Below are 19,171 nucleotides of genomic sequence, written 5' to 3'. Positions count from 1 at the left end.
CGCTCACGCCGAGCGAAAGCGCCGGCAAGCGGTTGTACCGCGAAGGGCTTTCGAGCAGCGGTGAACCGCTGATGGCGCGGGTCGGCGCGGCAGATATTTTGCTGCCGGCCAGCAGCCTGCCGTGCGCCAATTGTCATGGTGCCGATGGTCAGGGGCGCGCGGAGGGCGGGGTGCGGCCGCCGGATCTGAACTGGTCGCGACTGAGCAGCCGTTATGGTCAGCAGCAGGTCAACGGGCGCGATTACCCGGCCTACACCGAGGCCAGCCTGAGCCGCGCGGTGCAGGAAGGACGCGACCCCGGCAACAATCGGCTCGACCCGGCGATGCCGCGGTTCATCCTGTCGATGAAGGACCAGCGCGACCTCAGCGCCTACCTCAAACGCCTGGGCGATGAACGCGATCCGGGCCTGCAGGCCGACAGCCTGCACCTGGGCACGTTGTTGCCCGGCGACGGCCCGTTGCGCGAGGAGGGCGCGACGGTGGCGGCGGTGCTCAAGGGCAGCGTCGCGCGGATCAATCAGGCCGGCGGGATTCACGGGCGCACGCTGCGCCTGACCATTCTCGACCCCGGCCCGGACCGCGCGAGTGCCGAAGCGGCGCTTGATCAATTGATCGAGCGGCAACAGGTGTTCGCGCTGATCGCGCCGCTGGTGCCGGCCCTCGACAGTGAACTGGCCGCACGCCTGGAACGCGCCGGCGTGTCGCTGATCGGGCCACTGTCGCTGCGCGGCACGGCGCCCGGCAGTCGGCAGATTTTCGAACCGTTGCCGGGTTTGCGCGAACAACTGATCGCCTTGGCTGACTACGCCACGCACAGCCTGCCGGTGCTCGACGGGCCGACATTGATCGCCTACCCGGACGATCCCGGTCAACGCCTGGCAGCGCAGAATCTGAGTGATTACTTGCAGAAAAATGCCTGGCAAGACGTGCGGCTGCAGCCTTACGACCCGACGCACGATGAGCTGCCGCTGGGCGCGCGCTCGCTGTTTTACCTCGGCGACAGCGCTGGTTTCAGTCGCTTGGCCAAACGTTTGCAGAACACTGGACAGGCGCCTTACCTGTTCGCCGCTTCGAATCAGGTCGCGGGCGATTTGCTGCAAGTGCCCAGCGAGTTTTCGCGGCGGGTGTTTCTCGCTTATCCGTTCGTGCCCAGCGACTGGACGCAAGCCGGGCGCACGGCGCTGGCGCAGTTGCGCGAGCATCAGGGTCTTGGCGGCGAACACGCAGTGCTGCAAGTCGGCGCGTTCAGCTCGATGCTGTTGTTCAGCGAAGGCATGAAGCAGGCCGGGCGCGACGCCAGCCGCGAAAAGCTCATCAGCGCCCTCGAAGGCTTGCATGACTTCGCCACCGGATTGACCCCGCTGATCAGCTTCGGCCCCGGCCGGCGCCTCGGCCTCAGCGGCGCACACATCGTCACCGTGGACTTGCCCGACCAGCGCTTTTATCTGGTCGCGCCCTACAAACCCATTGCTGCCACGCCCTGATCGGAGGCCTCCATATCATGAAGCTCAAGACCTTAACGCTGCTGCTGATGCTGTGGGTGCCCGTGGCGCTGAGCAATAACGAACCGGCCGCCGCGCGGGTCAATGGCGAAGTGATTACCGAGCTGCGCCTGGAACGTTATTTCGCCGAATACCTGGAAGATCAGGGCCGCGCGGTCGGCAATATCCGCAACCCCAAGGCCTACAAACAGCTGCGCCGCGCCGCGCTCGATGCGTTGATCGACAAAGAGCTGTTGTGGCAGGAATCGCGCAAGCGCGGCGTGCAGATCAGCGACGCCAGCGTGCGCAGCCAGGTCGAACAGACGCGTCAGGCCATTGGTGGCGCCGAGGTGTTTGCGCGCCGGTTGCAGGACGCCGGTTTTGACGAGGCCGGTTTTACCGAATACACCCGCCGCGAATTGGCCGCGCAACAGATGTTCGCCGAACTGACCAAAGTCCCGGAACCGGATGAACAACAGGTGCGCGCGTTCTTTGCCGAACACCGCGCCGAGATGGGTCGCCCCGAGGAAATTCAGGCGCGGCACATCCTGCTCAAAGTCGCGCCGGGCGCCGACTCCGCGACAGTTGAAGCGGTGCGGCTACGCTTGTTGGAGATCCGCGCGCAAATTGCCCAAGGCGCGGATTTCGCCGCCGTCGCCCGCAGCGTCTCTGAAGACGATTCGGCCAGCAGAGGCGGGGACTTGGGCTATTTCGCTCGTGGCCGCATGATGGCCGAATTCGAAGCGGCGGCCTTCGCTTTGCAACCGGGAGAGGTCAGCGATCCGGTGCGCACGGCGGTCGGCTGGCATTTGATTTATTTACAGAACCACCAGGAGGCGGCAGATGTCACAGAGGAGCAAGGGCTGGAAACAGTCAGGGCGTACCTCGCCCGACAGCAAAAGGCCCAGGCTCGTCGAGACGTATTGGCGCACTTGCGATCGACTAATCGCATCGAGCGGATTGACGATGATTGAAGGTTCCCCCCCAATAGTGGGGAAAAGCTTCAATGCCCATCCGTGCGCTTCCCCGCCTTTGGGGGGAGGGGGTTCTGGACGACGTGGCATTGTCTTCAAATTCAAGGACATGAAGAGATAAGAATACCGGCACCCGGCCTGGCATGAAGTGTGCGTTAGCCCTTGTAAGGCACACACTCCAACAGGCCCGGAACTCGGACCTGCTGTTTCAAGGAGTCGACCTTGTTAAACAAAGTACTGGTTGTCGAAGACGAAAAGCTCCTTGCCGAAAACCTCAAGGATTACCTTCAGGCGCAAGGACTGGAAGTCCGGATGGCTCACGACGGTGGCGCAGCAATCGGTGAAGCCGAGCGTTTCGTACCTGATGTGATGGTGTTCGATTACCGCTTGCCGGATATGGAAGGCTTCGAAGTGCTCGATGCCGTCCGCCTGAACAGGAATTGTCATTTTGTGCTGATTACCGGGCACCCGACCGCTGAAGTCTGTGAGCGGGCCCGCCAACTGGGCGTCAGCCATATCCTGTTCAAACCCTTTCCGTTGGCGGAATTGGCCCGTGCAGTCTGCGACCTTCTGGGGGTGGAGCGCGGGGCCAAGACGGGCGCGAACACCGCCGAAGGTTTTGTCGAACGACGCCAGAGCAGGACCGAGAGTTTCCCGCTGCAGTTGTACGACGGCAGTTGGGTGCTGGCGGATCGCCGACGAACATCGGCCTCCATGGCACCGGACGACGAACAATTGCTCACCGGGGAATAGTGGCGCGACACGACGTTCCGGCTCCCGCCGCAATGGCCTGCCGCGCCGACAGGGCCGCAAGCCCCGGGCGTTGGAGAGCAAGCCATGGAACGTCTATCACTGGCCGTGGAAGCGGCACCGCTGGACTGTGTACCTTCACGCTTTAGCAGCGAGCAACTGGCCCAGGCACGTTCGCGAGCCAGCACTTGCGGCGAACGGATGCTCGACGCCCTCGGCGTGTTGTCAGATCTGCCACCGATGGCGTTTATCCAATGCCTCGGCGCCACCCTGCATTACCCGGTGCTCGACACCGACACGCTGTTCCAGGCCACCCCGGTATTTGACCGGGTCACGCTGGCCCAATGCATCAAACGCGAATTCATCCTGCTGCGCCACGACGACGCGGTGATCGGCGTTTTTGCCGACCCGTTCGACACCGCGCGCCTGGCCTGGATCGATGATTGCCTGCACGGCGCGCCGCTGTATCTGGTGCACGCCGATGACCTCAAGGCCTACCTGGCGCGGCACGAAGAAAGCTTCCACGCGGTGGAATCGCTCAACGCCCAGGCCGACGCCAATGTCGAAATCGACACCCTGCAAAGCCTGTCCCTGACCAGCATCAGCGAAGACGCTAGCGTTGTAGTCAAACTGGTCAACTCGACGCTGTACGACGCGCTGAAAATGCACGCCAGCGATATTCATCTCGGCACCACCGGCAGCGGCCTGGTGATCAAGTACCGGATCGACGGCGTGCTCAACAACATCAGCAAAATCCAGGGCAGCGAGTTCGCCGAGCAAGTGATTTCCCGGGTCAAAGTCATGGCCGAACTGGACATCGGCGAGAAACGCGTGCCGCAGGACGGTCGCTTCAAAATCGGCATCAGCGGCCGGCAGATCGACTTCCGGGTGTCGATCATGCCGAGCATTTTTGGCGAAGACGCGGTGCTGCGGGTGCTCGACAAACAGGACCTCGCCGACAAGGTCAGCGGCGTGCAATTGCAGGCGCTGGGCTTTGAGGATGAAACCCTCAAACAGCTGCGCCGCCTCGCCGCCGAACCCTACGGCATGGTGTTGGTCACCGGCCCCACCGGCAGCGGCAAAACCACCACGCTGTACGCGATGATCACCGAGATCAACCACGGCGTGGACAAGATCATCACCATCGAAGACCCGGTCGAATATCAATTGCCGGGCGTGCTGCAAATCCCCGTGAACGAAAAGAAAGGCCTGACCTTTGCCCGCGGTTTGCGCTCGATCCTGCGCCACGACCCGGACAAGATCATGGTCGGTGAAATCCGTGACCCCGACACCGCGCAAATCGCTGTGCAATCGGCGCTCACCGGCCACCTGGTGTTCACCACCATTCACGCCAACAACGTGTTCGACGTGATTGGCCGTTTCACCCAAATGGAAATCGACCCGTACAGTCTGGTCTCGGCGCTCAACGCGGTGTTGGCGCAACGGCTGATTCGCCTGGTCTGCGCCAGTTGCAGCGCACCGAGCACTCCCAGCGACGATGAACTGCAAGCCTCCGGCCTCGACCCGCAGCAGGTCGCGCATTACCAGTTCGTCCACGGCAAGGGCTGCGGTCATTGCCGCGGCACCGGGTATCGCGGGCGCACGGCGATTGCCGAGCTGCTGCACCTGGACGACGAACTGCGGCAAATGATCGTCGAGCGCCAACCGATTTCGAAGATCAAGGCCCACGCCTGCAAACGTGGCTTGCGGCTGTTGCGCGAGTCGGCGCTGGAACTGGTGCAAGCAGGGCGGACCACGCTCGAGGAGATCAATCGTGTCACTTTTGTCTCGTGATCGTTATGTCGCCGTGCTCGGCGCCAGTGGTGTCGGCCTCGGTCAACGGCAGGGCAGCGAAACCCGCTGGCTCGGCAGCGTCGGGTTTATCGACGAAGGTTTTCATGCCTGGACCGTCGCCCTGGAAACCCTCGACCGCTTGCTCGCTGAACACGCGCGTGTCGGCGCTGAAGTGAGCGTGGTGGTGTCCGGGCACTTCAGCCGGTTTTGTCTGGTGCCGTGGAGCGACCAGATCAGCAGCCCGGAAGAACTGCGCGGCTTCGCCCAACTGTGTTTCGAAGACCTCTACGGCGTGCCCAATCAGCCGTGGAATCTGGTGTTGTCAGCCGAACCGGCCGGCCACGACCGCGTTGCCGCCGCGCTGCCGCAAGACTTGCTTGAACGCCTGCGCACCCTCGCCAGCGGTCGCGGCTTGCGCCTGCGCTCGGTGCAACCGTACCTGATGGCGGCGTTCAATCACTTCGACAAAAGCCTGGATGCCGGGGACTTCCTGTTCATCGTCGCCGAACCGGTACGCAGCGTATTGTTGCTGGCCCGCGAAGGGCGCTGGGCTTCGGTGCGCTCGGTCGGCAGCAGCGACAGCGATGTTGCGCTGACGGCGCTGATCGGTCGCGAACACCAGTTGCAAGCCTCGACCAGCGAACGCCCGTTGAGCGTCTACCTGCATGCCCCGGCGCGCCTGGATACGCCGCCAGAAGTGCCCGGCGTGCAGTTGAGAAACCTTGCCGAGGACCGCAGCACCGTACGGGATTGCCTGTACGTGATGTCGCGGGCGGTGGCCTGAGATGCGCGCCCTGACGCTCGACTTTCAGCCGCGCCGCCGCTCCGGTCCTTTGGGCTGGAGCCTGTTGGTCGCAGGCGTGGTGCTAGCGGTGGCGTGCTTCGTCGCCCAGCAACACCTCGACGACCAGGCCTCGCAACAACAGGGGCACTTGCAACACGCGCAACGCGAACTCACCGGTGACAGCGGCAGCAAGGCTGGCCTGAGCCCGGCAGAGACGCGCGAACAAGCGCAAAACCTCGCGGAAATGCGCAAGGTCTCGCAGCAACTGCGCCGACCGTGGGAACGCCTGTTCGCCATGCTCGAAGGCCTGCCGCGTGAAGACATTGCCTTGCTGACCCTGACCCCGGATGCGCGCAAGGGCCAGGTGCGGATCAGCGCCGAAGCGCGCGATCTGGAAGCCATGCTCGCCTTTCACCAACGTCTGGAAGCCAGCGACGAGCTGTCCGACGTGTCGCTGCTGAGCCACGAAATCGTCGCCAACGTTGCGGAACACCCCGTGCAATTCAACCTGTCGGCGACTTGGGAGATTGGCGATGCGAATCCCTAGACTGATCGTTCACGAATACCTGCAAGGCCTCGGTGTGCCGGGCCTGGCCGGGTTGGCGCTGCTGTTGTTGGCGCTGCTGTTTGCGCTGGCCGGGTTGCTGCCGGACTGGCAGTCGCTGCAAACCCTCAACCAGCAGACCCGCGAGGCCGGCGAGTACCTGGCCAAAGTCGAGGACGGCAGCGTCGCGCCGCCGGTCGCGCCGCAACGGCAACTGGATGATTTCCGCAGCAAGTTGCCGTCGCAGCCGCAAGCCACGGTGGCCATCGACAAAATCTACGCGTTGGCCGCGCAGGAGCACATCACCCTGGCGCGGGGCGAATATGCCCTCGGCGTCGACCCGAAAACTCATCTGGCGCGTTATCAGATTCTGCTACCGGTGCGCGGCAGCTATCCGCAATTGCGGCGCTTCCTGCACGCCTTGCTCGGCCAGTTGCCAGCGGTGGTGGTGGAAGACGTCGAGTTTCAACGCAAGAAGATCGCCGACACCGACCTGACCGGGCGGATCCGCATGACCCTTTACCTGTCGAGGTCGTGATGAACAGCAAACGTGTAGCAGGCTGGGTCGGGTTCTTCGCGGTGGCGGCGGGGTTGACCTGGTTGCCGGAATATTTTCAGGAAAACGCCGCCGACGAGAACGCCGTTGCGACGCTGGCCACACCGGCCAAACGCAAGATTGCGCCCACACCGGCCAACGTCAAAGCGGCGCCGATCAAGGACCTCAGCCCCGCTGGCGACCTGTTTGCAACCCGTAGCTGGCGCGCCGCGCCGACCCTCGCGGTGGTCACCGAGCAACCTGTCACCGTCGCTGCGGTGGTGCAAACCCCAGTCGTGCCGCCGATGCCGTTCCAGTTCGTCGGCAAGCTCGCCGACCGCGCCGACCTGCAAGTGTTTTTGCAGAACGGCGAAAAAATCTACGTCGTGCGCAAAGGGGATGTGATCGACGACACGTGGCGGATCGAGGGCATTTCCGATGTGGAATTGAGCCTGGTCTACCTGCCTCTGCACTTGGCCCAGACTTTGTCTGTGGGGAGCACGCAATGAACAGATCCCGTTTGCTGATGAGCCTGTGCCTGAGCACAGCGCTGGCCGCGTGCAGCTCGGCGCAAGTCGCCAACAAAGAGGCCTCCGACCTGATCGAACAAGGCCAGTACGAAGCCGGGCTGGCGCGTATCGAAGAAGGCCTGCGCGAAGACCCGCGTGATACCGAGCTGCACTTGCTGCTCAACAGCGGCCGCGCCAAAGCCGTCACCGCGTTGCTGACCGCCGGTGACACCGACCGCTCACGCCGCGATTTTGTCTCGGCGCGCCAGGCGTACGGGCGGGTGCTGACCATCGAACCGAACAATCGCCGCGCGCAGGATGCCTTGCGCCAACTCGACTACCTGCGCAGCCAGGATGAAAAACTCGAACTGGCCCGCGGTGACCTGCGCCGGGGCGACATTTACGGCGCCGACCGTCAGGTCAAACAGATCCTCGAACTCGACCCGAAAAACGACGGCGCGCTGGAGCTGCAAGGCAACATTCGCCTGGTGCAGAGCCGCAACGTGATTGCCTACCCACAGCTGCGCACACGCCTTGATCGGCCGGTGACACTGGAGTTTCGCGACGCCAACCTGAAGACCATTTTCGAAGTGCTGTCGCAAGTCGCCGGGTTGAATTTCATCTTCGACAAAGACCTGCGCCCGGACATGAAAGCGACAATTTTCGTGCGTGACGTGCGCATCGAAGACGCTGTGGAATTGCTCCTGCAGCAAAACCAGTTGCACCAGAAAGTGGTGAACGAAAACACCTTGCTGATCTACCCGGATTCGCCGCAGAAGCTCAAGGATTACCAAGAGCTGGTGATGCGCACGTTTTACCTGACCAGCATCGATGCCAACACCGCGCTGAACATGATCAAAACCATGCTCAAGACCCGCGACGTGTTTGTCGATGAACGCCTGAATACCTTGACCATGCGCGACTCCGAAGACGCGATCCGCATGGCCGAAAAACTTCTGCAATCGCAAGATCAATCCAACCCCGAAGTGGTGCTGGAAGTGGAAGTGATGGAAGTCGCCACCCAGCGCATTCTCGACCTCGGGCTGCAATGGCCGAACACCTTTGGTGTGGTCAACAGCGACGGTTCGGCGGTGACGTTGCTCGACCAATTGAAGGGCATCAACTCCAGCCGGATTTCCATTTCGCCGTCGCCGCAAGCCAAGATCAACGCGCAGGACAACGACATCAACACCCTGGCCAGCCCGGTGATCCGTGTCAGCAACCGCGAGCAGGCGCGCATCCACATTGGCCAGCGCGTGCCGATCATCAGCGCGACGTCGGTGCCATCCACACAAGGCCCGGTGATCACTGAAAGCGTTACCTACCTCGACGTCGGTCTGAAGCTCGAAGTGCAGCCGACCGTGCATTTGAACAACGAAGTGGCGATCAAGATTGCCCTGGAAGTGAGCAACGCGACGCCGCTGGAGCCGACCCGCCAAGGCACGATTCCGGTGCAAGTCGACACCCGCAACGCGCAAACCACCTTGCGCCTGCACGACGGTGAAACGCAGATTCTCGCGGGGTTGATGCGCAATGACCACGGGGCCACCGGCAACAAGATTCCGGGGCTCGGCGACATTCCGGGGCTGGGCCGCTTGTTTGGCAGCAACAAGGACACCGTCGGCAAATCCGAACTGGTGCTGTCGATCACCCCGCGCATCGTGCGCAACCTGCCGTATCAAAGCCCGTCGGACATGGAATTCCCCACCGGCACCGAAACCAGCATGCACATCCAGGCGCCTGACCGTGGCACGCCATCGACGGTGAATAACAACGTCATGGCCACGCCTGTGGCGTCGACCGTCAACGTTGTCGTCGAGAAGAATTGATCATGAACGCCTCCCAGCGCGGTTTTACCTTGATCGAAGTCGTGGTGACGCTGGCCCTGATCGGCCTGTTGGCCGGCATGGCCGCACCCTTGACCGAAACCGTGGTGCGCCGTGGCAAAGAGCAGGACATGCGTGCGGCGCTGTACCAGATTCGCGACGCCATCGACGCCTACAAACGCGCGTTCGATGCCGGGTATATCGAGAAGTCGCTGAACAGCAGCGGCTACCCGCCGAACCTGCAGGTGCTGGTCGAGGGCGTGCGCGATGTGCGCAGCGCCAAGGGAGCCAAGTTCTACTTTTTGCGCCGGGTGCCGCACGACCCGCTGACCCCGGCCAAACGTGACGATGAAGGTGGCTGGGGCCTGCGCTCCTATGACAGTTCGGCGCAGAACCCGCGCGAAGGCGAGGACGTCTTCGACGTCTACTCCAAGGCCCGGGGCAAGGGTCTCAACGGCATTGCCTACCGCGAGTGGTGAACCTATGAACAAGCGCTGCGAGAAGGGTTTTACCTTGCTGGAATTGATGGTGGTCATGGCGATTATCGCCACGCTGATGACCATTGCCTTGCCCCGCTATTTCACCAGCCTGGAAGCCTCGAAAGAGACCACGCTGCGCCAGAGTCTGTCGGCGATGCGCGAGGCGCTGGATCACTATTACGGCGACACCGGGCGCTATCCCGATTCCATCGAGCAGTTGGTGGAAAAGCGCTATCTGCGCAACCCGCCGACCGACCCGATTGCCGAGCGCAAAGACTTGTGGGTGCTGGTCGCGCCACCGGACGGCGTGCCGGGCGCGGTGGCCGATATCAAAAGCGGCGCGAGCGGGAGGGCGAGTGATGGCAGCCTTTATTCCGAGTGGTAAGCCTGCGGGTGGAAACCGTTGGCAACCGGGGCTTTTGTGGCTAGGGGCCTTGCCACCGTTCGGCTGCGCAGCAGTCGCAAAACCGGTAATTGCGGTTTGTTTGACAAAACAACAGTTGGGGCCGCTGCGCAACCCGACGGGGGCAAGCCCCCTCGCCACGGGGAAACAGCGCAATGAAGGCGGTTTCACTTACCTGGGCGTGCTGTTTCTGGTGGCGCTGATGGGCATGGGCCTGGCCAGTGCCGGGCAGTTGTGGTCGACCGCGTCCAAACGTGATCGCGAGCGTCAGTTGCTCTGGGTCGGCACTCAATACGCGCAGGCATTGCGCAGCTATTACCGCAGTTCGCCGGGCGTGGCGCAGTACCCCAAAGAACTCGCCGATCTGCTGCAGGATGAGCGTTTTCCCTCGGCCAAACATCATCTGCGCCAGTTGTACCCGGACCCGATTGGCGGCGGCGAATGGTCGCTGATGCGCGGGTTTGATGGGCGCATCACCGGTCTGTACAGCGCTGCCACGGACACGCCGCTCAAGCAGACGGATTTCCCCACGCAGTGGTCGGATTTCGTCGGCATGGCCAGTTACAAGGATTGGCAATTCGTCGCCGAGAAGGCGTTTTTGGAAGGCGCTTCCGGCCCGACAAAAGCGCAGTCGGCGAAATCCCCAGGGGTGGCGCCATGAACAGATATTGCCTGGCGTTGCTGCTGATGTTGATGCCTCCGTTGGCTTCGGCCGGCGCAGAGGACGAAATGATGGGCTTCGTCGTCGACGACACCATCTCGCACATTGGCCACGACTTTTACTACTCGTTCACCGAACGCCTGCGCGCCACCAGCCCGATGGATTTCAACCTGGTGGTGCGCGAACGACCCTCGGCACGCTGGGGCAGCCTGGTGACCGTGGAATATCAGCAACGCCTGGTTTACCGGCGCTTCCTGCCGCCGAACACCGTCGAGCTCAAAGAGGAGGCGTACAACGCCGCCGACTGGGTTCGCCGGCAGATCGTGCAGCGCAAGCTCGAAGCGTTATTGCAGGACACCACCGACCTGGAGAAGGACGAATTATGAACAAGAAAACGTTCTCACAGCGCACCGGCATCTGGCTTGTCGGGCTCGGCAGCTGCGGCTTGGTCAGCGCCACTGAGCTGGTCTATACGCCGATCAATCCGTCATTCGGCGGCAACCCGTTGAACGGCACCTGGCTGCTCAACAATGCCCAGGCGCAAAACGATTACGACGACCCTGACCTGAAAGACCGCTCGGCGATTGCCGGTACTTCGGCGCTGGAGCGGTTCACCAGTCAGTTGCAATCGCGGTTGCTCGGGCAACTGCTGGACAACATCTCCACGGGCAACACCGGGAGCCTGTCCACAGACAGTTTTATCGTCAACGTCATCGACGACTCCGGCGCACTGAGCATTGAAGTGACCGATCGATTGACCGGTGAAATTTCGGAAATCCAGGTCAATGGCCTCAACCCTTGATCGGGTTCGGGCTGCCGGGGAGCGAAGGACATGAAAAGAATAATCGCGTTGGGGCTGATGTTGGCGGCACTACAGGGTTGCAGTTTGCGCGACACGATGCCGGCCGAGCAGGACACCGAGTCGCCGACCCTGACACCGCGGGCGTCGACTTATTACGACTTGTTGAAGATGCCACGGCCCAAGGGGCGCTTGATGGCGGTGGTGTATGGCTTTCGGGATCAGACCGGGCAGTACAAACCGACGCCGGCCAGTTCGTTTTCGACCAGCGTCACCCAGGGCGCGGCGAGCATGTTGATGGATGCGTTGCAGGCCAGTGGCTGGTTTGTGGTGCTGGAGCGTGAGGGGCTGCAGAACTTGTTGACCGAACGCAAGATTATTCGCGCCTCGCAGAAGAAGGAAAATACCCCGGTGAATATCCAGGGTGAGTTGCCGCCGTTGCAGGCTGCGAACCTGATGTTGGAGGGCGGGATTATTGCGTATGACACCAATGTGCGCAGCGGCGGGGAGGGTGCGCGGTATTTGGGGATTGATATTTCGCGTGAGTATCGGGTGGATCAGGTGTCGGTGAATTTGCGTGCGGTGGATGTGCGCAGTGGGCAGGTGTTGGCGAATGTGATGACGAGTAAGACGATTTATTCGGTGGGCCGTAGTGCCGGGGTGTTCAAGTTTATTGAGTTCAAGAAGTTGCTTGAGGCTGAGGTGGGTTATACGACGAATGAGCCGGCGCAGTTGTGTGTGTTGTCGGCGATTGAGGCGGCGGTGGGGCATCTTTTGGCGCAGGGGATTGAGCGGCGTTTGTGGCAGGTGGCGGGGGATAATTCGGTGCCTGCGCGGGATGAGGTTCTGGAGCGGTATTTGTCTCAGAACAAGGTGGTTGAGGAGGGTGAGGGGGAGTGAGCCGAGGCGGCCTTCGGGCCGACCTGGCTGGTGGGTGGTTTGTGTGTATATCCGTTATTTTGGGTGGGGCGGCTGGCGGTTTCGCTCTTACAGCGAGTGACTTTTTCAGACGCCAAAAAGTAACCAAAAGGCTTTGCCCCGGCGTTCGGCCCCTCGCTTGGGCTCGGGGTTCCTTCGCTCCGGGGTCGATCTGGGGGCATCGTCTACGGTCTGCTTCGCTACGACCTCCTCTCGATGCGTTCGGCTGCGCCGAACGGCGCTACGCGCCCACCCCCAGATCAACCCCTCCACTCAGCCTGCCGAAGGGGCAACAGGGCAAGATCAAGAGCTGCAGGCGAGCTAACGCTCGGCCTGTTGAGTGGTGAAAAGCACAGCGGATCTACCTTTGATTTCGCCCTTGTAGGAGCGAGGCTTGCCCGCGAAGGCGTCCTGACAGACGACCTGTTTCCCCCAAACACACCCAACCCCCCTGTAAGAGCAAGGCTTGCCCGCGATGGCGTCCTGCCAGACGACCCGGTTCCCCCCGAACACACCCAACCCCCCTGTAGGAGCAAGGCTTGCCCGCGATGGCGTCCTAACAGACGACCTGTTTTCCCCAAACACACCCAAATCCCCCTGTGGGAGCAAGGCTTGCCGGCGATGGCGACCTGACAGACGACCTGTTTTCCCCAGACACCCCCAAATCCCTGTAGGAGTGAGCCTGCTCGCGATGACTACCTCCCAGCCAACCCGTTTTCCCAAACACCCCCAAATCCCCTGTGGGAGCGAGCTTGCTCGCGATGACGTCCTCCCAGCCAACCCATATCTCCCGAATGTACCCAACCCAACTGCAGAAGCGAGCCTGCTCGCGATACCCACCCAACGAAACACCACCAACCCCCCACCCACAAAAAAACCGTGCCCTTTTCCAGCGGCACGGTTTTTCTTATCCAACAATTTACTGCTGCAAAACGCTCGCCTGGTTGGCCGAACCAAACTGTTGCACGGTGGCCATTTGTGTCACGCCGCTTTGGTCGACGGTGGCCATGTTGCCGGCGCCGCCCTGGGTGACGTAGGCGACGTTCATGGTGTCGGCCTGTTTGACGCTGATTTGGTTGTCACTGCCATACAGTTGCGCGGTGTAGGCCTGGTTGCCGGTCCCGGACTGGTCGAATTCGGCGCTGTTGCCGCTGCCGGCGGAGGTGCCCTGGATCAGGTTGGTGGTGCCGCGCTGGTCGGCGATGAGGATGTTGTCGCTGCCGTTCTGGTCGAAGTACAGCTCGTTGTAGCTGTCGGCCTGGCTGACGGTGGTTTTGTTGCCGGAGCCGGTCTGGTTGGTGGTCATGATCTGGCCGACGCCGTCCTGTTTGAAGCTTGCAACGTTGGCGGTGCCGTTCTGGTTGATGGTGGCGCGCTGGTTGCTGCCGAATTGGCCGCCCAGTTGCGGGCCTTGCCAGTTGCTGGCGTGGACTTTGTTGCCGTTGCCCACCGAGGTCGCGTTGAGCACGTGGCTGTCGCCGCTTTGGTAGGTGAAGTGGACGTTGCCGGTGCCTTGCTGATACAGCGCGACGGTTGAACCGATCGATTCGAACTGGTCGGCATAGATCGCGTTCAGATCGCCGACCTGCAACACCTGCGCGACGTTGTTTTCGCCAAAGCTCTGGTCGACCACGGTTTCGTTGGTTTGCCCGTATTGGTTGACGGTGGCCTGGCTGGCAACTTGGCTGTCTTGCCAGACTTCGGTGCCGTTGAAGTCGCCGAACTGGTTGATGGTCAGCGTGCCGCCGTCGCCGTTGCGCTGGTCGCCGTAGGCGTAGTTGCCTTCGCCGGCCTGGTTGATGCCGATCTGCCCGCCGAGGTGGTTGATGTGTTCGGCGGTGCCGTAGTTGGTAGTGCCGTACTGGATAACCGTCGCGTTGTTGGCGATGCCCATCTGGATCTGTTCGATGTTGGCTTCGTTGCCGTCACCGAACTGCAAGGTCTGCGCGGTGTTGGCTTCCTGCGATTCCTGATAAATGAACGAGAAGTTGCCGCTGCCTTGCTGTTGCTGCAGCGCCTGGTTTTCGCCGAGGCCGATCGACTGGCTGGCGTGGCTGGTATTGAACGCGCCGATTTGCTGCTGGACGATGCTGCTGCCGTTTTCGAACAACTGCTCGGCGTAACCGGCGTTGAAATCGCCGGCCTGGTCCTGGGTGATGGTGCCGGTGGCGGTGTCCTGTTTGGCGGCGGCGTCGTTGCCCTCGCCGAGTTGTTGTTGGGTGGCTGTGCTGAACGGCGCAGCGGTTTGTTTGACGTCGGCGATGTTGGCGGTGCCGAGCTGGTTTTGCGTGGACAGGCTGTCATCGGCCATGGCCTGGGCACTGATCATGACCAGGATGGCGGCGGTGAGGGGCGTCAATTTGAACATGATGAAACCTCCAGGTTGTTGCAGTGCTTAGCGATATTGTTTGACCGAAACGCTCATGCCGTTCCCCGCTTGGGTCACGGCGCTGGATAGCCCGGTGCCGGCCTGGTCGATGCTGGCGTCGTTGTTATTGCCGTTCTGCGAAATCTGCGCGCGGTTGTGGCTGCCGGTCTGGGTGATCGACGCATCGTTGCCATAACCTTGCTGAGTGATCTGCGCCATCAGGTCGCTGCCCTGTTGCAGGATGTAGGCTTCCTGATTGCTCCCCGACTGAACGATGCGCCCGAGCAGCGACTGACCGTTCTGTTGCAACAACGCGACGTTGGCCTGGCCGTTCTGATCGATCAGCGCGTGCTGGCCGATTGGCGGTGGCAACTCGCCGAGGTCGGCGCTGGGTGCCAGGTCGTCGTTTTCCATCAAGTCGTCGGCGCGCACGCCTGTACCGCTGCAAAGCAGGAACAGGCAGAGCAGGGCGGCGGTCGGCGTTTTCATGGCGTTGTCCTGTGGGAAGTGGCCTGCCCCACTGACCGCAAAGGCCAGTGGGGCGGGGGCTTATTGCACGGTGACGTTGACCGTGCGTTGCGTGCCTTGGGACGAGCGGATGGTCGCAGTCGGGTTGGCCGACGGGATCACCGTGGTGCTGTTGCTCACCGTCAGCCGCCAGCGACCGGTCACCGGCACCGTGGTGGTGCCCAATGTCACCAGCCCGGTCGGGGTGGTCACTTGAACGGTGATGGTGTTGCCGGTGGTCACCGAGGAGGTGCCGGTGAAGTCCCAATTGAAGCGGTTGTTGGAACGGGCCTGGACCGTCGCCGCCGTGACTGCGAAGTTTTCCGCAGCAGGGCGTGGCGAGACTTGCACCGTGACCGTCGCCGGTGTCGACAGCGCGCCGAAAGCGTCCCTGGCGATGTAGCTGAAGGTCGTGGTGAACGCCGTGGTGACCGTGGCTGGCGGCGTGTACGTAATCACGCTGCCGTCAGTGCTGACGGTGCCGCGACCGGCCGCTGGTTGGGTCAGGCTGGCGACGGCCAGCGGTACGTTGCCTTCCGGATCGGTGTCGTTGGCCAACACGTTGATCGGGATCGCCACGCCGAGCGTCGCGATGCTGTCGGCGACGGCCACCGGCGACTGGTTCGGCGCCACAGTGATGGTCACGGTCGCCGCAGCGCTCGAGGCCAGGCCTTTGACGTCTTGAGCCTTGTAGCTGAAGGTGGTGGTCAGCGGGGCATTGACCACGGCTGGCGGGGTGTAAACCACCGCGGTGCTGCCGCTTAATGCCACGGTGCCCTGGCCGGCGGCCGGTTGGGTCAGTGCGGTGATGCTCAGCGGCGTATTGCCGTCCGGGTCGCTGTCGTTGGCCAGCAGGTTGAGGGTGATCGGCACGCCGAAACTGGTGCTGCCGCTATCGGCGACCGCCAGTGGCGCTTCGTTCTCGCCAGTATTCGGTGCCGCGCCGACCACCACGACAGGCTCGGTGTCACTGCCGCCCGCCGCAGATTTGATCGTCACGGTGGCCGGTGGCTGCAGCAGATCAGCAACCGTCAGGCGTTGCAGCGTGCCGGACTTCGACAGCCGGCCGTAACCCTGCGCGACCATGTCCGGGACCACCACTTCGTCACTCGACGAGGCTTCGATCAGCAGGCTGTGGTTGGCCCAGTTGTAGCGCGCGGTCTGCACTTTCACCACATCGGTGACTTTGCTCGATACCGCGGTGGGCCGGGTGGTGCCGGTCGGATTGGTGGCGGTCACGACCACCACCGGAGGCACCGGACCGTTGAACAGCCGCTGGGCGAAGAACAGGCCGCTGTTGTCGCCCGTCATATTGATCAGGCACGGTGACGGCGGCGGTCCGACCACCAGCGCCACGCTTTCGCGGAAGCACAGGCTGGAGCTGTTGGCCGATTTGCCAAAGACCTCGACGCGCGTGCTGTTGCCCGTGCCCGAGGACGTGCGGCGATAGGTGGCGCGGTCGATTTCGACGTCCGTTTGCGCGCGGTTGTCGAGGACTTTGCCGGACACTGTGAACAGGTTGGTCTGGATCGTCCCGGCCGGGCCCTGGATGCGCACGAAGTTGGTGTTATTGGGGCTGCCGGTCACCGGCTCGTTGAGGTTCGGGTCGCCGATGAAGGTGTCCACCGCGCCGGTGTCCGGGTTCACTTCGGTGTAAGGGCCGTTGACGCTGCGCAGGAACGGACCGATGTCGCCGTTGAGCGCGCCGCTGAAATTGCCCGGTGCGCCAATGCCGATGTCGCGGGTGATGTTGATCGCGCGGCGGCCCGGCGTGGTGACGTTGACCGTTTCCACGCCGTACGGGTGGGTGACGGTATAGACCCCGGCGGTCGGCACCGAGATGCGCAGGCGAATCCGCGCGAAGGACACTTGGTCGCCATCGACCACGGCTTCGCCACCGAACGCCGCTTCGATGGCGGCGACGTACACTTCCAGTTCATAACCGCTGTTGCCGACTTGCGGGATGGCCGTTTCGGCGACGAACCAGAAGGCTTCGCCTGGCCAGTTGTCCGGGAACACCATCGGCTGGGCATCGTCATAAACGCCCGGTTCCGCGCCGAGCAAACACATGTACGACGGCGGCGTGGTGGCCGGCACTCGCGAGCTCGCGGCGCGCGACTGGCACAGCTCCATCGACAGTTGATTGTTGTCCTGATACCACATGGGGAATTTCCCCGTGGCAAAGGTATGAGGGCCGGGATCGACAGCGGCGAGTTGGGCGAAAGCGCTGCCGGACAGCGATAAAGTCAGTCCCAGGGCGTTGAGCGCCAGGCGTGGCCAATTGTTCATGATGCCTCCTGATGAGGATCTGCGCATGTGAGCGTTCATTGCACGATGACCACTTCTTCGGTATCGCTGCCGCCATTGGATGACGTCACCCGAACCCTGGACGGTGGAATCGGCGAGATCCCGGTGGCCAGGGTTTTCACCGCACCTTCGCCACTCAGCGCGCCGATCGCGGCACCGCCGGCGGAGGTCGCGGTAAGTACCGGCGGCGAGGTTTCATCGCTGGTCGAAGCCACGAGCGTCAGTTGCCCGGAGCTCAGGCTGTACTCGGCGCGCTGGATGACCACCAGGTCGGTGAGCGTCATCGACAAGGTGGTCGGCGTGCTGGTCGGGATCGCCAGCGAGTTGTCGGCGGTCACCTGCACGCTGCTCGGCAAGCTCGGGTTGAGCGCCGATTGTGCGTACCAGTTGCCGGTGGTGTCGGCTTCGCTCATGTTCAGCAACGGGCTGCTGCTGGACACCACGGCGGTGGCGGGCGGCGGTGGCGCCATGACGAAGATGTCCTGCTGCGCCACGGGAGCGCTTTCACCGGCCTTGCGTGAGTAAGTGCTGCGCTGGGTGATCATTGGCGTCGGCCGCACCACCGTCGACAACTTGCCGGAAATCGCAAACAGCGTGGTCCGCAGGTCGAGGCCGTTCGGCCCTTCGATGCGCACGAAGTTGGTGTTGAACGGGCTGCCGGTGACGGCTTCCTCGATGTTCGGATCACCGATGAATTGCTCGGCCGCGCCGGTCACTGGATTGGTCTCGGTGTACGGGCCATTGGCGCTGCGCAAGAACGGTCCGACGTCGCCCCGCAGCGCGCCGTCGTAGGTTTTCGGTACGCCGATGCCGATGTCGCGCGTCATGTTGATCGCCCGCCGCCCTGGCACCGGAACGTCAAACACGTCGACCCCGTAAGGGTGGGTGACGACATAGGTGCCGGCGGTGGGCACGTCGATGCGAATGCGCACGCGGGCGAAACTGATCTGGTCACCCTCGACCGGTTCTTCCGCGGCGAACGCCGCTTCGATGGCCGTGCCGAACGACAGATCAATGCCGCGTGCAGCATCGACGATGGTCGCATCGGCGGTGAACCAGAAGGCTTCGTCGGGGAAGTTGGTCGGGAAGACCACCGGTTGCGCGTCGTCAAACACGCCCGGCGCCGGCAGCAGGTTGCACATGTAAGTCGGCGCGCCCGGCGCACCGGGCACTCGCGAACTGACGGCTTTGGACAGGCACAGGTCGAGCGTTCGGCCGTGGGTGTCCTGATACCAGGCGGCAAACGAGCCGTTGGCTGGCAGATAAGGGCCTGGATCAACAGCGAACAGCGCCGCTTCGGCAACGCCCAGGGCTTGAGCGGTGACCACCAGCGCAATCGCGGTTTTGGACAGTAAAGGGTGCATGAGTAATCCCTCTATCGGAGTGCCTGCCCCTTGGAGACGGGTCAGTTGAGGGGGCTAGCGCAAATTGCATACCAAACACGCGCAATCGCCGGGAAAGGCCCGAGGTACAGGGTTGCGCGGTGGCGAAGGGGGACGAAGGGCGGTGACGGCGGGGCGATTGAAGCGGGC

19 protein-coding genes are annotated in these 19,171 nt (G+C 62.7%); 15 read left to right on the top strand and 4 right to left on the bottom strand.

Going from position 1 to position 19,171, the window contains the following annotated elements; translation table 11 throughout:
• The 15 genes from BI292_RS28720 to BI292_RS28650 form a co-directional block, all read left to right on the top strand.
• Window positions 1–1,484 (top strand): ABC transporter substrate-binding protein (locus BI292_RS28720; RefSeq protein ID WP_101210034.1); only part of this gene is annotated, 1,484 nt, incomplete at its 5' end.
• A gap of 17 nt (window positions 1,485–1,501) precedes the next feature.
• Window positions 1,502–2,455: a peptidylprolyl isomerase gene (locus tag BI292_RS28715; RefSeq protein ID WP_101210033.1), complete on the top strand. Its 954-nt coding sequence runs from the start codon at window positions 1,502–1,504 to the stop codon at window positions 2,453–2,455.
• A gap of 222 nt (window positions 2,456–2,677) precedes the next feature.
• The gene (locus BI292_RS28710; RefSeq protein WP_101210032.1) at window positions 2,678–3,208 is read left to right on the top strand and encodes a response regulator; all 531 of its coding nucleotides are present in this window, start codon (window positions 2,678–2,680) and stop codon (window positions 3,206–3,208) included.
• Window positions 3,209–3,292: 84 nt separating this feature from the next.
• A complete protein-coding gene (locus BI292_RS28705; RefSeq protein ID WP_092280191.1) occupies window positions 3,293–4,999 on the top strand; it encodes a GspE/PulE family protein in 1,707 nt (568 codons plus the stop codon).
• The gene (locus BI292_RS28700) at window positions 4,980–5,783 is read left to right on the top strand and encodes a hypothetical protein (RefSeq protein ID WP_101210031.1); all 804 of its coding nucleotides are present in this window, start codon (window positions 4,980–4,982) and stop codon (window positions 5,781–5,783) included. Before BI292_RS28705 ends, BI292_RS28700 begins: the two co-directional genes overlap by 20 nt.
• Window position 5,784: 1 nt before the next feature.
• A complete protein-coding gene (locus BI292_RS28695; protein ID WP_101210030.1) occupies window positions 5,785–6,330 on the top strand; it encodes a PilN domain-containing protein in 546 nt (181 codons plus the stop codon).
• On the top strand, window positions 6,317–6,865 hold the full coding sequence (locus tag BI292_RS28690) for a GspMb/PilO family protein (protein WP_101210029.1): 549 nt from the start codon (window positions 6,317–6,319) through the stop codon (window positions 6,863–6,865). Before BI292_RS28695 ends, BI292_RS28690 begins: the two co-directional genes overlap by 14 nt.
• Complete coding sequence (locus tag BI292_RS28685; RefSeq protein ID WP_101210028.1) at window positions 6,865–7,371, top strand: hypothetical protein; 507 nt, start codon at window positions 6,865–6,867, stop codon at window positions 7,369–7,371. The genes BI292_RS28690 and BI292_RS28685 overlap by 1 nt, the downstream gene beginning before the upstream one ends.
• Window positions 7,368–9,200, top strand: a complete 1,833-nt coding sequence (locus BI292_RS28680; RefSeq protein WP_101210027.1) for a secretin N-terminal domain-containing protein — start codon at window positions 7,368–7,370, stop codon at window positions 9,198–9,200. Before BI292_RS28685 ends, BI292_RS28680 begins: the two co-directional genes overlap by 4 nt.
• Before the next feature lie 2 nt (window positions 9,201–9,202).
• A complete protein-coding gene (locus tag BI292_RS28675) occupies window positions 9,203–9,676 on the top strand; it encodes a type II secretion system protein (protein WP_092280203.1) in 474 nt (157 codons plus the stop codon).
• Between the two features lie 4 nt (window positions 9,677–9,680).
• Complete coding sequence (locus BI292_RS28670; RefSeq protein WP_092280205.1) at window positions 9,681–10,061, top strand: type II secretion system protein; 381 nt, start codon at window positions 9,681–9,683, stop codon at window positions 10,059–10,061.
• Between the two features lie 220 nt (window positions 10,062–10,281).
• Window positions 10,282–10,740 (top strand): type II secretion system protein, encoded by a 459-nt coding sequence (locus tag BI292_RS28665; protein WP_256592752.1) that lies wholly within the window; start codon window positions 10,282–10,284, stop codon window positions 10,738–10,740.
• The gene (csgE, locus tag BI292_RS28660) at window positions 10,737–11,126 is read left to right on the top strand and encodes a curli production assembly/transport protein CsgE (RefSeq protein ID WP_092280207.1); all 390 of its coding nucleotides are present in this window, start codon (window positions 10,737–10,739) and stop codon (window positions 11,124–11,126) included. Before BI292_RS28665 ends, csgE begins: the two co-directional genes overlap by 4 nt.
• Window positions 11,123–11,542, top strand: a complete 420-nt coding sequence (locus BI292_RS28655; protein ID WP_101210026.1) for a curli assembly protein CsgF — start codon at window positions 11,123–11,125, stop codon at window positions 11,540–11,542. Before csgE ends, BI292_RS28655 begins: the two co-directional genes overlap by 4 nt.
• A 30-nt stretch (window positions 11,543–11,572) precedes the next feature.
• A complete protein-coding gene (locus tag BI292_RS28650) occupies window positions 11,573–12,439 on the top strand; it encodes a CsgG/HfaB family protein (RefSeq protein WP_092280211.1) in 867 nt (288 codons plus the stop codon).
• 937 nt (window positions 12,440–13,376) lie between these two features.
• Here BI292_RS28650 and BI292_RS28640 read toward each other — a convergent pair.
• The 4 genes from BI292_RS28640 to BI292_RS28625 are packed head-to-tail and all read right to left on the bottom strand — an operon-like array spanning window position 13,377 to window position 19,003.
• Entirely contained in the window at window positions 13,377–14,825 is a 1,449-nt protein-coding gene (locus BI292_RS28640; protein WP_101210024.1) for a curlin, read from the bottom strand.
• A 27-nt stretch (window positions 14,826–14,852) separates the two neighbouring features.
• On the bottom strand, window positions 14,853–15,314 hold the full coding sequence (locus BI292_RS28635) for a curlin (RefSeq protein ID WP_101210023.1): 462 nt from the start codon (window positions 15,312–15,314) through the stop codon (window positions 14,853–14,855).
• 60 nt (window positions 15,315–15,374) lie between these two features.
• Complete coding sequence (locus BI292_RS28630) at window positions 15,375–17,621, bottom strand: Ig-like domain-containing protein (protein ID WP_101210022.1); 2,247 nt, start codon at window positions 17,619–17,621, stop codon at window positions 15,375–15,377.
• A 35-nt stretch (window positions 17,622–17,656) separates the two neighbouring features.
• Entirely contained in the window at window positions 17,657–19,003 is a 1,347-nt protein-coding gene (locus BI292_RS28625) for a hypothetical protein (RefSeq protein WP_101210021.1), read from the bottom strand.
• Window positions 19,004–19,171: the final 168 nt, after the last annotated feature.

It is taken from the genome of Pseudomonas sp. 43NM1 (assembly GCF_002836905.1).
Taxonomy (GTDB): Bacteria; Pseudomonadota; Gammaproteobacteria; order Pseudomonadales; family Pseudomonadaceae; genus Aquipseudomonas; species Aquipseudomonas prosekii.
Note: the sequence above shows the minus strand (reverse complement) of the source record. Positions and strands in the feature narration are given on the sequence as shown.